We start from the raw sequence: 18,501 nt of genomic DNA, 5'->3' as shown, positions 1-18,501 counted from the left end.
GATCAGAAGTTCTGATCACGGGCCGCGGTCGTTTCCGGGGCAAGCCGGTCGCGAAACGTGAAATCCCGTCGCGATCCTGCAGGCGGCCACCCGGCCGATGCCTGCAGGATCGCGACCGATCGGCGGGGGCAGAGCGACCGGGCCGGCCAGCAGGCGGCGAGGACCGGTCAGCAGGTGTGGTGCGCTTCCTGCACCCGGTACACCGGCGTCGGAATCCCCTCCATCCGCGCCTTGAGCTGCAGCGCGAGGTACTTGGAGTAGTGGCGCGACTGGTGCAGGTTCCCTCCGTGGATCCACAGCTGCTCCACGTTGGTCGGCTTCCACATGTTGCGCAGCTCCCCCTCCCACGGGCCCGGATCGCGCGTGGTGTCGGAGCCGTAGCCCCACACCTTCCCGACCTGATCCGCGACCTCCTGGGACACCAGGTCCACGAGCCACTGGTTCATCGAGCCGTACCCGGTGGCGTAGACGATCAGGTCGGCGGGAAGCACGCGCTCGCCGTCGAGCTCGACGCCGTCGGGCAGGATCCGGGTCACCTGTCCGCGCTCGAGGGCCACCTCGCCGTCGATCAGGAGCTGACTGGCACCGACGTCGATGTAGTACCCCGAGCCACGCCGGAGGTACTTCAGGAACAGGCCCGACCCGTCTTCTCCGAAGTCCAGGTCGAACCCGACGTCCCGGAGCTTGTCGTAGAACTCCGCGTCCTTCTCCGCCATCTGGTCGTAGACGGGGATCTGCGCGTCCGGCAGCAGCCGGTACGGCCAGGAGGCGAACAGCATGTCCGCCTTCTCGGTGGTCACGCCGGCGTCGAGCGCCTCCTCCGAGTAGAGGGGACCGAGCGCGAGCGACATCAGCGATTCGCTCCGGGAGATGTGGGTGGACGAGCGCTGGATCATCGTCACGTCCGCACCGTGATCCCAGAGGGCGGCGCAGATGTCATGGGCCGAGTTGTTGGAACCGATCACGATGGCGCGCTTGCCCTCGACGTCGCCCTCGCCGGTGAACTCGGACGAGTGCCACTGGTCGCCGGTGAAGTCCTCGGCGCCGTCGAAGTGCGGGATGTTGGGGTAGCCGGACACCCCGAGCGCGAAGATCAGCTGGGTCGGCCTGAGCTCGATCTCCTCGCCCCGCCGGTCGACCCGGACACGCCACGTCGCTGTCGTCTCGTCGAACTCTGCGCCCAGGCACTGCGTCCCGGACCAGTAGTCGAGGTCCATGATCGCGGTGTAGTGCTCGAGCCAGTCCCCCACCTTGTCCTTGGCGGGGAACACGGGCCAGTCGTCCGGGAACGGGATGTAGGGCAGGTGGTCGTACCAGACCGGGTCGTGCAGGTGCAGCGACTTGTAGCGCTTGCGCCACGAGTCGCCGGCGCGCTCGTTCTTCTCGATCACGATCGTGGGCACGCCGAGCCGCTTGAGCCGGGCCGCGAGGCCGATCCCGCCCTGACCGCCGCCGATGATCACCGCGTAGGGCTGCTCGGTGTAGCCGAGCGATTCCCGCCGCTCGGTCTGCTGCTCGAGCCAGGTCCGGCGTCCGCGGCGGATGACGTGTTCGACGCCCTTGTCGCGGTCGCGGCCCCTCTTCTCCTCGTGCCCCTTGAGCTCCTGCAGCGTGGTGAGCAGGGTCCAGGCCCGTCCGTCGCGCAGTCGCAGGTGGCCCCAGCCGCGACCCGCCGCGGTCTCGAAATTGATCCACGCCTCGATCACGCCGCCCGACTCGGCGGCCGGCTCCGCGAGCTCCCAGCCGGTGGGGGCGACCGCGGCGAGCTGGCAGTCGAGCATCTCCCTGATCTCCTCACGCCCCTCGAGGGTCCGGAGGTTCCAGGTGAAGGACACGAAGTCGCGCCAGCACCCCTCGGTCTCGAACATCCCGGCCGCCCGGCCCGTGTCACCCGCACTCAACGCCTCGCCGAACTCCGCCAGCCACGTCTCCACGGCGCGGTCGGCGTTGTCGGCCTGTGCCGGCGCTTCGGTCGTCTGGGTCATACCCACTCCTTCGCTCTGCTGTAGCGTTTTAATGACGTAGATCACACTGTCTTCCCCAGGGGGTGGCAATGTCGTTGCAATCGGCGCTGCGGTTCTCCGACCCCGGCGCCTTCGCGGCCCGCACGATCGAGGCCCACGAGATAGCGCTGGCCGGCGGTCAGACGCCCGATCTGGACTCCCGTGTGCTGCGCGCCTGGCAACGCAGTGGGGACGCGGGAATCTCCCCTGACCAGCAGGTCCCGCGCAGCGTCCTGTCGCGGGACGAGCTCGCGACCGCACGCGAGATGACGCCGCTGCACCGGGTCGCGGCGGAGGTCGTGGCATCGGTGGCGGACACCTCGGCCGCCGGGCGCCACCTCGTCGTCGTCTCCGACACCCGGGGCCGCGTGCTGTGGCGCGCGGGCAGCGCGCAGGCGTTGCGTCGCGCGGACTCGATCGCGTTCGCGGAGGGCGCGGACTGGTCCGAGAAGGGCATCGGCGCCAACGGCATCTCGCTGGCTCTCGAAACCGGGGCCCTCACCCACGCCACCGCGGGCGAGCATTTCGTCCGCGCCCACCACGGCTGGACGTGCACTGCGAGTCCGATCAGGGATCCGCGGGGGCGGGTCATCGGGGTCCTCGACGTGTCCCACCCGCTGCGGTTTTCGTCGGTGGAGACCGCCGCGCTGGTGCGCTGCGGCGCTCGACTCGCCGAGTCCCTGCTCGCCGCGCTCCCGTCATTCCCCGGCGCGGCCGCCGGCCCCGGGCACGACGACGACAACGCCGCCGCCCACGCACCCGGCCACGTCCCGGCCGACCATTCCAACCCTGTCACCGCGATCCGACTGCTCGGGTGGAAACCAGCCGTGATCCGGGCGGACGGGACCTCGATCCCGCTCACGCCCCGGCGGGCCGAACTCGTGGCGCTGCTGGCCTCCCGTGAGGCGTGGTCGGCGCGGGCGCTGTCGGAGGCTCTCTACGAGGATCCGGCCGCCACCACGACGGTGCGCGGTGAGGTGCGTCGTCTCCGCCGGGCCACCGGGCTGTCGATCGAGTCCCAGCCGTACTCGCTGTGTTCGCTCGAGCGCGAGTGTGTGGACTTTCTGCGCGTCGAGCATCCCGACGAGCTTCTCCCGGACTCGGAGATCCCGGCGATCGTCGACCTCCGATACGGGATCTGACCGCGTCGATCCGGCCCGGAGGCCCGGCCCTGCCGCCGCCTGGGCACGTGATGCCGGGCACCCGCGCCGAAGTGGCACAATCGGCAGGTATGACGCCTGAGAACCCGGGACGCACGCACCACCAGCCGCGCCCGCTCGACCAGTCCTCCAAGCTCAAGGACGTCCTCTACGAGATCCGCGGGCCGGTGCTGGCGCGGGCGAACCAGCTGGAGGCCGAGGGCCACCGGATCCTCAAGCTCAACATCGGCAACCCCGCGCCCTTCGGGTTCGAGGCGCCGGACGTGATCATGCGCGACATGATCGCCGCGCTCCCCCACGCGCAGGGGTACTCGGAGTCCAAGGGCATCCTGTCGGCCCGGCGCGCGATCTTCACGCGCTACGAGCTGGTGCCCGACTTCCCGCGCCTGAGCGTGAACGACATCTTCCTCGGCAACGGCGTGTCCGAGTTGATCACCATGACCATGCAGGCGCTGCTCGACGACGGGGACGAGGTCCTCATCCCGGCCCCGGACTACCCGCTGTGGACGGCCATGACCTCGCTGTCCGGCGGCAAGCCGGTCCACTACCTCTGCGACGAGTCCGACGACTGGAACCCGTCGCTGGAGGACATCGCCGCCAAGATCACCCCGCGCACCAAGGCGATCGTGGTGATCAACCCCAACAACCCGACGGGCGCAGTGTACTCGCGAGAGGTCCTGCAGGGGATCGTCGACCTGGCCCGCGAACACAGCCTTCTGATCCTGGCGGACGAGATCTACGACCGGATCGTCTACGACGAGGCCCAGCACACGTCCATCGCCACGCTGGCCCACGACCTGCTGGTGCTGACCTTCAACGGCCTGTCCAAGACCTACCGTGTGGCCGGCTACCGAGCGGGTTGGATGGCGATCACCGGCCCCAAGGCACACGCCGCCGGGTTCCTCGAGGGGCTGGAGTTGCTGGCCTCGACCCGCCTGTGTCCCAACGTGCCGGCGCAGCACGCCATCCAGGTGGCCCTGGGCGGGTACCAGTCGATCGACGAGCTCATCGAGCCGGGCGGGCGCCTGCACGAGCAGCGTGGCATCGCGTGGGAGAAGCTCAACTCCATCCCCGGCGTGAGCTGTGTGCGGCCGATGGGCGCGTTGTACGTGTTCCCGAGGCTGGATCCGAACGTCCACGAGATCCACGACGACCGCCAGTTCGCCCTGGACCTGCTGGAGCGCGAGCGCATCCTCATCACGCAGGGCACAGGCTTCAACTGGCCGGACCCGGATCACTTCCGGATCGTGACCCTGCCGCCGGGCCGCGACCTGGGCGTGGCGATCGAGCGGATCGGCAACTTCCTCAGCTCGTACCGGCAGTAGCCCCATATCGCCTGTAACCCTCATTGAGAAGAGCGTTACGCACACCCGCTTATCGGCAAACGCGTGCGGAACCCTCTTCTCGACGGGGTGACGGACCGCCCTGCCCGCCCTTGCCCCGCGATTGGTCGACACTACGGTGAAGCTTGATTGCACCACTGCGAGGAACAGCCCGAAACGTCGCAGTGGCGCCACCAAACCGCGGCAACGCGGCTGGGGTGGCACAGGTCTGGGCAGACGCGACCGGGCCACGCGACCGGGCATACGCAGAGGTGGTCAGACCCGAGCGAGGGCCGCGCTTCCGGCAACGGCAGCCTGCGCTCCTGCGACTGCCCGGGCGTCGGCGGGCGCGGACACGCCCCGGCCCAGAGCCCGGTAGGTCCAGCCCGCCTCCCGCCACCGCTCGCCCGGCATGCAGTTGCGGCCGTCCAGCAGGACCCGGCCGCGCGCGACCCGCGCGACCTCGGCCGGGTCCAGCTCCACGAACTCGCCCCACTCGGTCGCGACCAACACCACGTCGGCGCCCTCGCACGCCTCCAGCGCCGAGTCGGCGTAGGCGAGTGTGGGGAACAGGGCCCGGGCGTTGTCCAGCGCCTGCGGGTCGTACACCACGGCCCGCGCGCCCTTGAGCGAGAGCATGCCGGCCACGTTGAGCGCCGGCGAGTCCCGCACGTCGTCGGAGTTCGGCTTGAACGCCGCGCCCAGCACCGCCACGGTCTTGCCGATCACCGTCCCGCCGCACACCTCGGCCGCGAGGTCGACCATCTTGTCGCGTCGCCGCATGTTGATCGTGTCGACCTCACGCAGGAACGTCAACGCCTGCGCCGCGCCCAGTTCACCGGCGCGGGCCATGAACGCCCGGATGTCCTTGGGCAGGCAACCGCCGCCGAAGCCCAGGCCGGCGCCGAGGAACTTGCGCCCGATGCGCGGGTCCATCCCGATCGCGTCCGCCAGCACGGTCACGTCGGCGCCGGCGGCCTCGCACACCTCCGACACGGCGTTGATGAAGCTGATCTTGGTGGCCAGGAACGCATTGGCGCTCACCTTGACCATCTCGGAGGTGGCCAGGTCCGTGACGATCACCGGGCACGGATCGGATTCCATGATCGGCGCGTACGCCTCGTCGATCAGCGCCTTGGCCGTGCACTCCGGATCGGACAGGCCCACCACGATGCGGCCCGGCCGCAGGGTGTCCTCGACGGCGAACCCTTCGCGCAGGAACTCCGGATTCCACACCACGTCGACCCGCACGCCGTCAGCCGCGGAACGGTCGGCGATCTCCTGCAGCCGCGCCGCCGTCCCGACAGGCACCGTCGACTTCCCCGCGACCACCGCGTCCCGGCTCACCAGCGGCGCCAGCCGCGCCACCACGTCCTCCACGTGCGAGATGTCGGCCGCGAAGTCGCCCTTGCGCTGGGGCGTGCCCACACCGATGAAGTGCAGGTCCGCGAACTCCGCGGCCTCCGCGTAGTCGGTGGTGAAACGCAGCCGGCCCGACTCGACGTGCCTGGACAGGATCTCGGGCAGGCCCGGCTCGAAGAACGGGACCTCGCCCCGACACAGCCGATCGACCTTGACCGCGTCCACGTCGACCCCGAGCACCTCGTGACCGAGTTCGGCCATGCAGGCGGCGTGGGTGGCGCCGAGGTATCCGGTTCCGAAGACGGTCATACGCATGTCGTCATGCTATCGACCCCGGTCAACCGGTCGGAGGACTCAGGATGACGCATCGGGCGACGCCCGATGAACTCTCGGCGGCCCCGACCGACCCCCTACCCGGCCTGCCGACGTGCGCGCGGACCGCCGGGCCGGCCCCGGCGCGCGGTCACCGGAAGTTGAGGTACGCCTTCGACGCCGTCGGCCCGCGCTGGCCCTGGTACTTGGAGCCCATCGCCGAACTGCCGTACGGGTTCTCGGCGGGGCTGGACAGCCGGAACAGGCACAGTTGGCCGATCTTCATCCCGGGCCACAGGGTGATGGGCAGGTTGGCCACGTTCGACAGCTCGAGCGTGATGTGCCCGCCGAAACCGGGGTCAATGAACCCGGCCGTGGAGTGGGTGAGCAGGCCGAGCCGCCCGAGCGAGGACTTGCCTTCGAGACGTCCGGCCAGGTCGTCGGGCAGTTCGAGCCGCTCGAGCGTGGCACCCAGGACGAACTCGCCGGGATGCAGGACGAAGGGATCGCCGTCTGACACCTCGACCAGTTCGGTCAACTCGTCCTGCTGCTGCGCCGGGTCGATGTGGGTGTAGCGCGAGTTGTTGAACACGCGGAACCGGTGGTCGAGCCGGACGTCGATGCTCGAGGGCTGGATCAGCGACGGGTCGAACGGGTCGAGCGCGACCCGCCCGTCGGCGAGCTCGGCACGAAGGTCACGGTCGGAGAGCAGCACGATCCAGAGGGTACCGCGACCCGCCGGCGAGCAACCTGATCTGGGTCCCCAACTCGGCCACCTCGGTGCACGCCTCGGCGAACGGCAGCCGCTGCCGGTGGGTGTTGTCGTCGCGGTCGGTGAACTCGAGGTCCACGCCGGCGCGGTCGATTCCGACGAGCAGCGGTCGCTGCGCGGGCAGGCAGCGACACACGCGCATGGCGATCCGCGGGACGATCCGGCAGCGCGGATCGTTGAGGTGGTCGAGCCAGTGCCCCTCGAGGTCGGCGAACGGGTCGGGGCCGGACGTGGCGAGGTCGTCGGGCTCGATGTCGGTGACGCCGTCGTGGTCGGTGAGGACGATCCGGTCGGCGCGGAGCCGCACCAGCGCGAGGTCGCCGCCGACGCCCAGCAGTGAGGGGTCGGGGAGGTCCACGGCGATGTGGGTGGCGACGTGGCGCTGCGCGTGGCCGCCGGGCAGTTCGACCCGGCCTTCGACGACGACGACACGACGACACCGCCCGTCCGCGACCCCTCCGAGGATCACGTCCAGGACTTCGAGCCGGGCGCGCAGCCCCCCGGCGGTGATCGCGGCGGAGTCGGCCATCGGGATGACGAGCCAGAGGTCGGCCGTCCCGGGGGCGTGATGCGCCAGCGTCACGGTGGCGGCCGGGGTGCCGGACCCGATGGTCAGCGTTGCCCGGCCGCAGCGGCGGAGTGCGGAACCGACGCGCTCGGCGGGTTCGGGGACGGGCCCCACCAGTGATCGCATGGAGTCGAACCCCTCTCGTGGAATCGGTACCCGGCCCGTTCCGGCGCCTCAGGGATTGGCGCCGGAACGGTTCGGGGGCGGGGACGTGACTACCCGCGCCGATTAACTTAGGTAAGGCTCACCTACAACGCAAGGACTTGGCGGAAACTCAGCAGAAAATTATCCGCGCGGACCGGTCCGACAGGGTCAGGAATCGAGGAGTTCGAGCTCGGCGCGCAGCGTCTCGGAATCGAGGCAGACCTGCGAGAACGGCACTCGCACGACCTCGCGGAATCCGCCGCCGACCGAGGCCACGTCGAGGTCCAGGCCGCGGCCGTCGACGCCGACGATCCGCGGGTTCGTGCCGGCGATCTGCCGTCCGGCACGAAGCGCCAGACGCGCCGCCCATCCGGCGTCCGCCCCGATCCGGCGGAGCCAGGCCTGCTCGTCCACGCCGATCGGGTCGACGGGCGCCGCGGCGAGCTCGGCGCGGGAGACGATGTCCACGCCGTCACTGCCGAGGTACGTGATCTCCAGCGGCTGCAGCTCGCTCAGGCGCATAGAACCCAGGCCCCCGGCCGGGCTCATCGAGCCACCGTCCGCAGCCACAAGACGGCGGCGACGCGCATCGGACGACGCGGTGACGATCCCCGACATCGTGACGACCCCACGGATGACGGCGCAGTCGTCGTCGCACCCCTCGGGACGTGCCACCTGCCGGCCGTCCAGCGCGAACGACGGTCGCGGGGCGGCACCACGGCAGCGCCCGGCACAGACGGAGTCCACGATCTCGACGGTCGCGGAGGCGCCCACGGCGGCCACGCGGGCCTCGTCCCCGACGGCGCGGGACATGCCGTTGACGTCGACGACGAGGACCACGACGCCGTCGTCACGCACACGTGCCGAGCGCAGTGGACGGCGCAGGATCCCGGCCTCGATCGTTCCGACCGCGCCGCGGGCGAGCACCGTGCGGACACGCTCGGCGATGGGCTGCTGCGTCACGTCGTTCATCACGCACCTCCAGGGCAGGGTGGCATCCGCCGGTCGATACTCCGACCCCTGAAACGGACCGCCCTCCTCATTAAGCGCTCTCGTCGGCCGAAATGCTACCCGCCAGTAACAAACGGGTGCGTGAAACTGGACACATCAACGTCCTCCGCCGGGCGCACGGGGGACCCCAGGGGCCCCGGCTGCAGCGACCGGATGTGCGCCGACCCCGGCTGACGTGGTGAAATGGGGCGCATGGACGAGTTCAGGGAAGAGCCCTCCAAGTACGTCTGGCGCTGGACCGTGTGGTCGTGGGTCTGCGTCGGACTGGCCGTACTCATCGTGCTGATGGGGATCACCAGCTACATGTCGCTCACCCCGTGGATCATCGGGGCGATCGCGGTGGCCGTGATCGGGGGCATCGGGTTCGGCTTCGTGCCCCGCGCCTCGCTCGACCAGCCCAGGCGGCCCATGACGTCGAGCGCGCGCCGCAAGGCCGCCGCCGCGAAGCGGAAGTCCGCCGAGAAGCCCGCGACCGACGAGAAGTAGGAGCAGCGCGACCGACCCGCGGCGGTAATGCGCGGCGGGGGCGTGCTAACCTGAACCAGCCCGAGCGGGCAGTGCCGATGTAGTTCAATGGTAGAACTTCTGCTTCCCAAGCAGACAGCGCGGGTTCGATTCCCGTCATCGGCTCCAAGTAGTGTCCCGGATCCTCGTTGGTCCGGGACATTCCTCATTTTGCGGAGCCATCCCCGCAGACGCGGCGAGGGGCCGCTCGCCGACAGGTCCGCCGTGACCCGTCGCGACGAGTCCACGGTGGGATAGAACTGATCCCATGCCCTCAGCAATCATCGTCGGAAGCGGGCCCAACGGTCTGGCAGCCGCGTTGACACTGGCCGCCGGTGGAGTCGATGTAACCGTCCTGGAAGCATCCGATTCCATCGGCGGCGGCACCAGGTCCGGCGAGCTGACGCTGCCGGGCCTGCTGCACGACCACTGCTCGGGGTTCCACCCACTGGCTGTCGACACCGGCTTCAGCCGCCAGTTCGGCCTCGAGGACTACGGCCTGCGCTGGTCGCTGCCGGAGGTCCAGTACTCCCACCCGTTGGACGGTGGACGTGGCGCGTCGGTGTGGCGATCGGTGGACCGCACCGCCGGGGAACTGGGCGACGACGACAACGAGTCCTACCGCCGGATGTTCGGACCGTTGACCCGGCGGTTTCCCCAGATCGTCGACGAGTTCCTGCAGCCGCTGGTCCACGTGCCCGGCCACCCGGTCCCGCTGGCGAGGTTCGGGCTGTACGCGGCACTGCCCGCCGCACTCCTGGCCCGCCGCTGGGAGTCCGAGGAGGCGCGGGCGCTGTTCGCCGGCGTGGCCGCGCACTCGTTCCGCCCCCTGGGCTCGGTGATGTCGTCGGCGATCGGCGTCGCCCTCGGCACCGCCGCGCACCGGTACGGCTGGCCGGTGGCGGCCGGCGGCTCGTCCACCATCACTACCGCGATGGCCACCCGCCTCGCCGAGTTCGGAGGCCGGATCGAGACCGGCGTCTCCGTTCGGGACCACCGCGAGCTGGGCCGCCCCGACCTGCTCCTGCTCAACACCTCCCCCTCCGCGGCCGCCGACATCCTCGGCGACGACCTGCCCCCGCGGGTCGGCCGCGCCTATCGACGGTTCCGGCACGGCCCCGCCGCGTTCCAGGTGGCGTTCGCCGTGGAGGGCGGGATCCCCTGGGCCCACGAGCCCTCGCGACGTGCGGGCACGGTCCACGTGGGCGGAACGCTTCCCGAGATCGCCGACGCTGAACGGCGGGTCGTGCGCGGGGAGATGCCGGAGCGTCCGTTCATCCTGGTGGGGCAGCAGTCCGTCGCCGACCCGCACCGCGCGAAGGACGGCGTCCATCCCGTCGACGCCTACGCCCACGTCCCCGCCGGGTGGACCGGTGATGCCACCCGGACGATCATCGACCAGATCGAGCGGTTCGCACCGGGCTTCCGGGACCGGATCCGCTCCACCCGGTCACTGTCGACCCAGCAGATCGAGGATTATGACCCCAACTTCGTCGGCGGCGACATCGTCACCGGCGCCAACACGCCGTTCCAGCTGGTCTTCCGCCCCCGGGTGGCCCTCAACCCCTACTCGGCGGGGATCCCGGGCGTGTACATCTGCTCTGCGGCGGCCCCGCCCGGCGCCGGCGCCCACGGGATGGCGGGGTGGAACGCCGCTCGCTCCGCCCTGGCGCATCTGAGATCGCGGTGACGGCGGGCGCAGCACAATGACGTCATGCTGATCACCACGCCGCAGGGGCCCGCGGAGAATTACTCCGACACGGACGCTCGGCCGGTCGACCGCGCGACCGACTAGGTCAGCCTGTTGTTGCCCTCCCCGCCGCGGCGGCGCAGGCGCTGGAAACCCGGGATGCCGTTCAGCGCCTCCAGGCAGTTGTTCGCCACCACGAGGATCTCGGACAGCTCCGGCGCCACGGTGTCGAGAGACCTGACCACCGGCAGGACGTCCGTCTCCACCGCCTTGATGATCGCCGGCAGGTTGTCGATCACGTCGAGGACGGCCTCGAAGTCGTCAGAGTCCACGGTGTCGGCGACCCGCCCCACGACCGGCATGAGCTTGGTGGCCACGTCGTCGGCCACCACCAGCAGTTCGGTGACCCGGGTGGCGATGAGCTTGGCCTGATCCGACAGGACGCCCTCCTCGAGAAGCAGCTCCTCCAGGACGGGGCGCACCTCCGCGACGGTGGTCTCCACGAGTTCGAGGACGGGTGTCACGCGCTCCACGAGTTGCTCGGCGTCCCCCACCGTCGAGTCAGCTCGGAGGACGACGCCCTCGGCGGCGCCCACCGTGGAGTCGACCCGCACGACGAGGCCGTCCGCCGAATCCACCGTCGAGTCGACGCGCAGGACGAGGTCCTCGGCGTCGCCGACCGCGGTCGCGACCCGGCGCACCAGCTGCGCGGCGTCACCCACGGTCGAGTCCACACGCAGCACCAGTCCCTCGGCGGAGCCGACTGTCGAGTCCACACGCAGCACCAGCTGCTCGGCGGCGCCCACCGCGGAATCGATCCGCAGGACGAGCTCCTCGGCGTCACCGACCGCAGCCGCCACGCGCTCCACGAGTTGCTCGGCGTCGGTCACCGCCGAATCCACCCGCAGCACCAACCCCTCGGCGTCGTCGACCGCCGAGCCGATTCGCACGACGAGCCCCTCCGCGGCACCGACCGCCGAATCCACCCGCACGACGAGCTGCTCGGCGTCGCCGACCGCAGCCGCCACGCGCTCCACGAGTTGCTCGGCGTCGGTCACCGCCGAATCCACCCGCAGCACCAACCCCTCCACGTGGCCGGCAACCGTCTCCACCCGGCCGACGATCGGTTCGACCCTGTCGACCACCGGCTCGACCCTGCTCATCGCGGTCTCGACGCGGGCGACGATCCCCTCCGCCGCACCGACCGCGAGCTCGGCGCGGGTGACGGTCCGGCCGACGCGGGCCACCGTGTCGTCGACCTCGTCCACCGAGTTCGCCGCGGCGAGGATGACCTGGTCGACCGCGGCCACCGCACGGTCGATGTTGGCGATGATCGAATTGACCCTGGCCACGATCAGTTCGGCATCCTCCAGCAGGAGCGCGATGCGCGCGGGGATGGACCACATGTACCGCGCGACGCGGATCTCCCACGCGACGAGGCGGGTCGCGGCACCGACTACCGACGACGGACCGGGGAACCTCGGCTGGATATCTGACATATGCCGATGATGCCCCACTCTCACGCTCATCGTGACCAGCACATACGACTCGGCCCGAGGTCTGCAGAATGACAACGGAAAAACAGAGCCATCCCTCACCTTGGACTGTTTGCTGACAACCCATTAGCATCGATCTTGTTACCGGCGAGTAGGTTCCGGCATGCGGCCGCGACCTGCAGCGTTTCGACCGGCATAACCAAATCCATGACACCGCACTCCGAACGGAGAAGACCGATATGGGTCATTACAAGAGCAACGTCCGGGATCTCGAGTTCAACCTCTTCGAGGTCCTGCGAATCAACGAGGCACTGGACGCCGGCGAGTTCGGCGACATGGACACGGAGACCGCCAAGGGCATCCTCAGCGAGGTTCAGACGCTGACCGAGGGTCCCGTCGCCGAGTCCTTCGCCTCCGCCGACCGCAACCCGCCGGTCTTCGACCCGGAGACCCACTCGGTCTCGATCCCGGAGGACTTCAAGAAGTCCTTCGCCGCCTGGTACGACGCCGGCTACACGCTCATGGGCCTCCCGGAGGACCTCGGCGGCATGCCGTCCCCGCGCAGCCTGGTCTGGGCCACCGGCGAGATGATGCTCGGCGCGAACCCGGCCGCCTACATGTACTCGGCCGGCCCGTCCTTCGCCGCCGTGATGTACGAGAACGGCACCGAGGAGCAGAAGAAGTGGGCCACCACCTGCGTCGAGCGCGGCTGGGGCGCCACCATGGTCCTCACCGAGCCTGATGCCGGCTCCGACGTGGGCGCGGGCCGCACCAAGGCCGTCAAGCAGGACGACGGCTCGTGGCACATCGAGGGCGTCAAGCGCTTCATCACCTCGGCGGACTCGGACGACATGTTCGAGAACATCTTCCACCTGGTCCTGGCCCGCCCCGAGGGCGCCGGTCCCGGCACCAAGGGCCTGTCCCTGTTCTTCGTGCCGAAGTTCCACTTCGACTTCGAGGCCGGCGAGATGGGCGAGCGCAACGGCGTCTTCGTCACAAACGTCGAGCACAAGATGGGCCTCAAGGTCTCCACTACGTGTGAGCTGACCTTCGGCGGCCACGGCGTCCCGGCCAAGGGCTGGATGATCGGCGGCGACGAGCTCAACCAGGGCATCCGTCAGATGTTCGACGTCATCGAGCACGCCCGCATGATGGTCGGCACCAAGGCCATCTCCACGCTGTCGACCGGCTACCTCAACGCCCTCGAGTACGCCAAGGAGCGCGTCCAGGGCGGCGACATGACCGAGATGGCCGACAAGAACGCCCCGCGCGTCACCATCACGCATCACCCGGACGTCCGCCGCGCGTTGATCCGCCAGAAGGCGTTCGCCGAGGGTCTGCGCGCCGTGTACATGTACACCGCCGCCCACCAGGACGACACCATCGCCGCGCGCGTCTCCGGCGCCGACGCCGAGCTGGCCCACCGCGTCAACGACCTGCTGCTGCCGATCGTCAAGGGTGTCGGCTCCGAGCGTGCCTACGAGCTGCTCACCGAGTCGCTGCAGACCTTCGGCGGCTCCGGCTTCCTGCAGGACTACCCCATCGAGCAGTACATCCGTGACGCAAAGATCGACTCCCTCTACGAGGGCACCACGGCGATCCAGGCGCAGGACTTCTTCTTCCGCAAGATCGCCCGCGACCGCGGCACCGCCGTCGGCCACGTGTCGGCGCAGGTCAAGAAGTTCCTGGAGAACGACAACTCGAACGGCGCGCTCGCCGCCGAGCGCGAGCGCCTCGCCACCGCCCTGGGCGATGTCGAGGCCATGCTCGGCACCTGCTTCGAGCACCTGATGGGCTCGCAGGAGGAGCCGAAGCGCCTGTACACCATTGGCCTCGCGTCGGTGCGCGTGCTGATGGCCTTCGGCGACCTGGTCATGGGCTGGCGTCTGCTGGAAGGCGCGGAGGTCGCGCTCGGAGCCCTCGAGGGCGCCAACGACGACGACAAGGCCTTCTACAACGGCAAGATCGCGGCGGCCCGCTGGTTCGCCAAGAACGAGCTCCCGCTGCTGACCGCCACCCGCGGGATCGTCGCCGACCTCGGCAACGACCTCATGGAGCTGGACGAGGCCGCATTCTGATCTAGACTGCGCCCACGCAGAAGTCGCACGAGAACTCTGAGCGGGCACGTCCCGGACGGGCCCCGCGCCTGAGCCGACTCTGGGCCCCGCGCCACCACGGCGCGGGGCCCACTGTCGTCTGGCCGGCCGCCACTCAGCTCGCCCACTCAGATCACCCCGTCCGCATCCGCCAGCGCCCCAGAGCCGCCAGCCCCCGCCCCGCGCGCGGCCCGTCACCGGCAACCCCCAACCCCGCCCACTGGTTGCAAGACATCCCATCCCGGCTGCACGACGAATGGCGCGGAATCCATGCCAGAAATCGCACCTGTTGTCAGGCAACTCGCGACGCATGTCTTGCAACCGCGGGGCTCGGGTCCTGCAACGGCGGGTTGCTCGGTCGGGGCGAGGCGTACGGGGCGAGGCGTACGGGAGCGGGGCGTAAGGGGCGCGGGGCGTAAGGGGGTGGGCGTACGAGGCCGGGCGCGGTCAGTTGCCGGGGAGCCCGGGGATGCCGGGGAGTTCGATGCGCGGCAGCCCCGGGATCTCGAGAGCCGGCGGTCCCGGCGGAGGGGCGTCCTCGCCGGGTGCGGGGGGTGCGTCGTCTCCCCGGCACTCGATCCGGTCGCGGGCCGGGTACGTCGAGGAGAAGGTGTCCGAACTGACCCGGTCGTTCCCGCGCATCACCACCCGCGTGATGCTGACGGTGAAACCGTCCTCGCCCGCGGACGGCGTACAGCCGGCCGTGGTGACGACCCGGGTCCGCGGGGGCTCGATGTTCGTGCGCGGGGAGGTCGAGATCCGCACGTCGTACTCGGGCGTGCCCCAGAGGCGGACGGTCACCGAGCTCGCGCTCGCGGAGGCGTCGATCACCAGGGCGGTGCCCTGCGCGTTGCGGAATCCCACGTCCGCCGCGGCGGTGGCGTCGCGGCCGACCGGGAAGGCGTCACTGTCGACGCCCCTGGGCGTCCGCTGGATGTCCTGGGCGCCGGCCTGCAGTGCGGCATTGAACAGGGCGGTGGCCACGGCGTCCGCGGAGGCGTCCCCGGACACCAGCCCGGCCACCGCCTCCAGGGAGAAGCTCTCGCCGGCGGGAATGAAGTGCCCTGCCAGTTCCGCGATCATCGACTGCGCCTGACCGTTCGCGCCCACCGCGACGGTGAACTCGCCGACGGGTGCGCGGATCCCGGCCTTCTCGGCCTCTTCGGTGCTGAGCTCCGGGTCGCGGCCGACGTAGCTGACGGGCATGACGCGCGGACCCTCAAGATCGGTGAGCTGACCCGGCAGCGCCCCGAGGAGCGGACCCCACTCGATGGTGCGCCCCTGGACGGCGGGCACGACCGTGGCCGTGTCGCCACTGAACGAGAAGGTGGCGTCTCGGCCCTCCTGCTCGGTCTCCTCCAGCAGGGGCTCGAGGATCCCCTTGGCGGCATCGGCGTCGAAGCGTGGCTCGAGCACGGCACCCTCGCGGACGAAGGACAGGTACTCGCCGATCCGGTCCCTCGGGAACTCGACCGGCACGGCATCGGGGTCGTCGCGGACCACCATCTCGATCTCACGCTCGGACGGGTTGGCGCGCGGCTGACCCGGGGCGGGCGGCGGTACCGGCATCCGGGTGGGGATGGTCTCGGTGGGCGGCTCGGCGCCGTCGGGCCGCAGCCGCGAGGCCAACAGCGTCACATCGCGGGACGCGGCGGGCTCGGCCACCTCGCGGATGAGCGCACGCACCTCGTCGGCGTCGGTCTCGGTCGGCGTGAACTCGACCGGCAGGTCCACCCCGTCCTCGTTGAGCCAATTCTCCAGCACCGCGTCGCGCGAGTTCTCGATCTCCAGGCGCTGCCCGTCCAGCGGGATCGCCGAGCGGACCTTCGCCTGGTCGAACCAGATGGCGCCCTCGCGGGGCTCGAAGTCGGCCTGCAGCGCCAAGCGCTCGAGGAAATTGGTGAGGCGCTCGTCCGGGATGACGCTCGCGATCCCTACGTCGCGCGTCCAGACGAGGCTGATCAGGCGGGTGAACGGGTTGAGCGGCTGTTCGCCCCCGCGGTCGAGGGTTCCCTGCCAGTCGACGGACAAGCCGACCGCCCGGGGGTCGAGTGTCGTCGACACCACGCCGGCGCGCAGATCCACCTCTTCGTCGACCCGCGGCCCCAACTCCGTGATCAGGCGCTGTTCAGCGTCCATGGTGCGCATCCCACCGACGTTGATCCCCGCGACCTCGGTTCCGCGCGGCACGCGGCCGATGCTGTTGACCAGGTCGAACCCGTACAGCACCGCAAGTCCCATGAAGATCCCGACGGCGGTGTAGATCCAGCGCGACCGCACCCGGTACCGGCGGCGATCGGACGCAGCCGGACGAGGGGCCGCACCCTCGATCTCGACGGGGCGGGCCGGGCCGCCGTCGTGGATGGTGGAATCGTCCACGCGCTCTCACGCTCCTCACGGGTGGCGGCACCGGTCCGGCGGGCCGCCGAAACCGGTCCCTGTGGGATGCCCCACCCGAACCACTGGGTCCACTATGGCGGACCGGTACCGATGAGTGCAGCCCCCGCGCCGAACGCGGGGGCTGCACTCACTCACGGGATCAGCCCATGACCTGTTGGATCGAGGATACGTTTATCGGACGGTAGACGGGCCCGACGTACCGGGCCGCGTCGGATCCGCCTCGGCGTTAGCGCTCGACGATCGCGGTGACACCCTGGCCACCAGCGGCGCAGATGGAGATGAGCGCGCGGCCCGACCCCTTCTCCTCGAGCAGCTTGGCGGTGGCCGCCAGGATGCGCGCACCGGTCGCGGCGAACGGGTGGCCGGCCGCCAGCGAGGAGCCGTTGACGTTGAGCTTGCTGCGGTCGATCGAGCCCAGTGCGGAGTCCAGGCCGAGACGCTCGGTGCAGTACTCCTCGGACTCCCAGGCCGCGAGCGTGGCCAGGACCTGCGAGGCGAAGGCCTCGTGGATCTCGTAGAAGTCGAAGTCCTGCAGGGTCAGGCCGTTGCGCTCGAGCAGGCGCGGCACCGCGTAGGTCGGGGCCATGAGCAGGCCGTCCGGGGTGCGGCCGTCGTGACCGTGGATGAAGTCGACCGCGGCGGTCTCGGAGTCCACCAGGTAGGCACGGACCGGGAGCTTGTTCTCCTTGGCCCACTCCTCGCTGGCCAGCAGTACCGCGGAGGCACCGTCGGTGAGCGGGGTGGAGTTGCCGGCCGTCATGGTGGCCTCGGTGCCGTGGGCCTCGGCGTCACGCTTGCCGAAGACGGGCTTGAGCTTGGCCAGCTTCTCGGCCGAGGAGTCGGGGCGCAGGTTGTCGTCGCGCTGCACGCCCAGGTACGGGGTGACCAGGTCGTCCTGGAAGCCAGAGTCGTAGGAGGCGGCGAGGTTCTTGTGGCTCTCCGCGGCCAGGGCGTCCTGGTCCTCGCGGGAGACGCCGAGCTCGCGGGCGGTGATGGCGGCGTGCTCGCCCATCGACAGGCCGGTGCGCGGCTCGGCGTTCTGCGGCTGCTCGGGGACGATCGCCTGCGGGCGGATGTCACCGAGAAGCTTGATCCGGTCGAGGTTGGTCTTGGCGGCCGAGACCTTGATGAGGATCTTGCGCAGGTCGTCGTTGACGGCGAGCGGGGCATCCGAGGTGGTGTCGGAGCCGCCGGCGATGCCGGAGTCGATTCGACCCATCGCGATCTGGTCACCGATCTGGATGGCGGTGGCCAGGCCGGTTCCACACGCCTGCTGCACGTCGTAGGCCGGCGTGGAGGAGTCGAGCACCGAGCCGATGACCGACTCACGGGTGAGGTTGAAGTCGCGTGCGTGCTTGAGCACGGCACCGGCGGCGACGGCGCCGAGACGCTCGCCCTGCAGGTTGTAGCGGGCGGCCAGTCCGTCGATCGCGGCAGTGAGCATGTCCTGGTTGGAGGCGTCCGCGTACTTGCCGTTCGAGCGCGCGAAGGGGACTCGGTTGCCGCCGACGATGGCGACCTTGCGGGGGCTGGTGGTCACGTGTGTCACTCCCGTTTTTCTTCTCGGTATCCGTTGGCCCAAAGCGCGGCCCAACGAGTATTGTTACTCGGGAGTAAGTTACTTGTCGACCCCGCACTACCGAAACTCCCCAGGAGATGAT

General features: G+C 70.1%; 13 protein-coding genes and 1 tRNA gene. 6 read left to right on the top strand and 8 right to left on the bottom strand.

What is annotated here, in order from left to right; translation table 11 throughout:
- Positions 1-167: 167 nt before the first annotated feature.
- Positions 168-1,985 (bottom strand): flavin-containing monooxygenase, encoded by a 1,818-nt coding sequence (locus tag ACWIE7_RS13395; protein WP_454069467.1) that lies wholly within the window; start codon positions 1,983-1,985, stop codon positions 168-170.
- Between the two features lie 68 nt (positions 1,986-2,053).
- Here ACWIE7_RS13395 and ACWIE7_RS13390 point away from each other — a divergent pair, with 68 nt between their 5' ends.
- Positions 2,054-3,145 (top strand): GAF domain-containing protein, encoded by a 1,092-nt coding sequence (locus tag ACWIE7_RS13390; protein WP_454069466.1) that lies wholly within the window; start codon positions 2,054-2,056, stop codon positions 3,143-3,145.
- Between the two features lie 89 nt (positions 3,146-3,234).
- Entirely contained in the window at positions 3,235-4,488 is a 1,254-nt protein-coding gene (locus ACWIE7_RS13385) for a pyridoxal phosphate-dependent aminotransferase (protein WP_454069465.1), read from the top strand.
- A gap of 273 nt (positions 4,489-4,761) precedes the next feature.
- On the opposite strand, the gene ACWIE7_RS13380 is transcribed toward ACWIE7_RS13385, so the two are convergent.
- The 4 genes from ACWIE7_RS13380 to ACWIE7_RS13365 all read right to left on the bottom strand — a co-directional run bounded on the left by ACWIE7_RS13380 (position 4,762) and on the right by ACWIE7_RS13365 (position 8,615).
- Entirely contained in the window at positions 4,762-6,162 is a 1,401-nt protein-coding gene (locus ACWIE7_RS13380) for a UDP-glucose dehydrogenase family protein (protein ID WP_454069464.1), read from the bottom strand.
- Positions 6,163-6,310: 148 nt separating this feature from the next.
- Positions 6,311-6,874 (bottom strand): dCTP deaminase, encoded by a 564-nt coding sequence (gene dcd / locus ACWIE7_RS13375; protein WP_454069463.1) that lies wholly within the window; start codon positions 6,872-6,874, stop codon positions 6,311-6,313.
- Positions 6,855-7,625 (bottom strand): hypothetical protein, encoded by a 771-nt coding sequence (locus ACWIE7_RS13370; RefSeq protein WP_452101041.1) that lies wholly within the window; start codon positions 7,623-7,625, stop codon positions 6,855-6,857. Before ACWIE7_RS13370 ends, dcd begins: the two co-directional genes overlap by 20 nt.
- 186 nt (positions 7,626-7,811) lie before the next feature.
- On the bottom strand, positions 7,812-8,615 hold the full coding sequence (locus tag ACWIE7_RS13365) for a hypothetical protein (protein ID WP_454069462.1): 804 nt from the start codon (positions 8,613-8,615) through the stop codon (positions 7,812-7,814).
- Positions 8,616-8,846: 231 nt separating this feature from the next.
- Here ACWIE7_RS13365 and ACWIE7_RS13360 point away from each other — a divergent pair, with 231 nt between their 5' ends.
- The 3 genes from ACWIE7_RS13360 (at position 8,847) to ACWIE7_RS13350 (ending at position 10,848) form a co-directional block, all read left to right on the top strand.
- Positions 8,847-9,140: a hypothetical protein gene (locus ACWIE7_RS13360; protein WP_452101039.1), complete on the top strand. Its 294-nt coding sequence runs from the start codon at positions 8,847-8,849 to the stop codon at positions 9,138-9,140.
- Positions 9,141-9,213: 73 nt separating this feature from the next.
- Positions 9,214-9,287, top strand: a tRNA-Gly gene (locus tag ACWIE7_RS13355).
- A gap of 139 nt (positions 9,288-9,426) precedes the next feature.
- On the top strand, positions 9,427-10,848 hold the full coding sequence (locus ACWIE7_RS13350) for a phytoene desaturase family protein (protein ID WP_454069461.1): 1,422 nt from the start codon (positions 9,427-9,429) through the stop codon (positions 10,846-10,848).
- A gap of 101 nt (positions 10,849-10,949) precedes the next feature.
- Here the strand turns inward: ACWIE7_RS13350 and ACWIE7_RS13345 are convergent, their stop codons facing one another.
- Positions 10,950-12,347 carry a hypothetical protein gene (locus tag ACWIE7_RS13345; protein ID WP_454069460.1) on the bottom strand — a complete coding sequence of 466 codons (1,398 nt, stop codon included), beginning with the start codon at positions 12,345-12,347 and terminating at the stop codon, positions 10,950-10,952.
- A gap of 236 nt (positions 12,348-12,583) precedes the next feature.
- Between ACWIE7_RS13345 and ACWIE7_RS13340 the strand changes: the two genes are divergently transcribed.
- Positions 12,584-14,422 (top strand): acyl-CoA dehydrogenase, encoded by a 1,839-nt coding sequence (locus ACWIE7_RS13340; protein WP_454069459.1) that lies wholly within the window; start codon positions 12,584-12,586, stop codon positions 14,420-14,422.
- A 465-nt stretch (positions 14,423-14,887) separates the two neighbouring features.
- Here the strand turns inward: ACWIE7_RS13340 and ACWIE7_RS13335 are convergent, their stop codons facing one another.
- Both ACWIE7_RS13335 and ACWIE7_RS13330 read right to left on the bottom strand, forming a co-directional pair.
- The gene (locus ACWIE7_RS13335) at positions 14,888-16,819 is read right to left on the bottom strand and encodes a VanW family protein (protein ID WP_454069458.1); all 1,932 of its coding nucleotides are present in this window, start codon (positions 16,817-16,819) and stop codon (positions 14,888-14,890) included.
- Between the two features lie 247 nt (positions 16,820-17,066).
- Positions 17,067-18,380 carry an acetyl-CoA C-acetyltransferase gene (locus ACWIE7_RS13330; RefSeq protein WP_454069457.1) on the bottom strand — a complete coding sequence of 438 codons (1,314 nt, stop codon included), beginning with the start codon at positions 18,378-18,380 and terminating at the stop codon, positions 17,067-17,069.
- Between the last annotated feature and the right edge of the window lie 121 nt (positions 18,381-18,501).

The organism is Dietzia sp. NPDC055343 (assembly GCF_053645265.1).
Note: the sequence above shows the minus strand (reverse complement) of the source record. Positions and strands in the feature narration are given on the sequence as shown.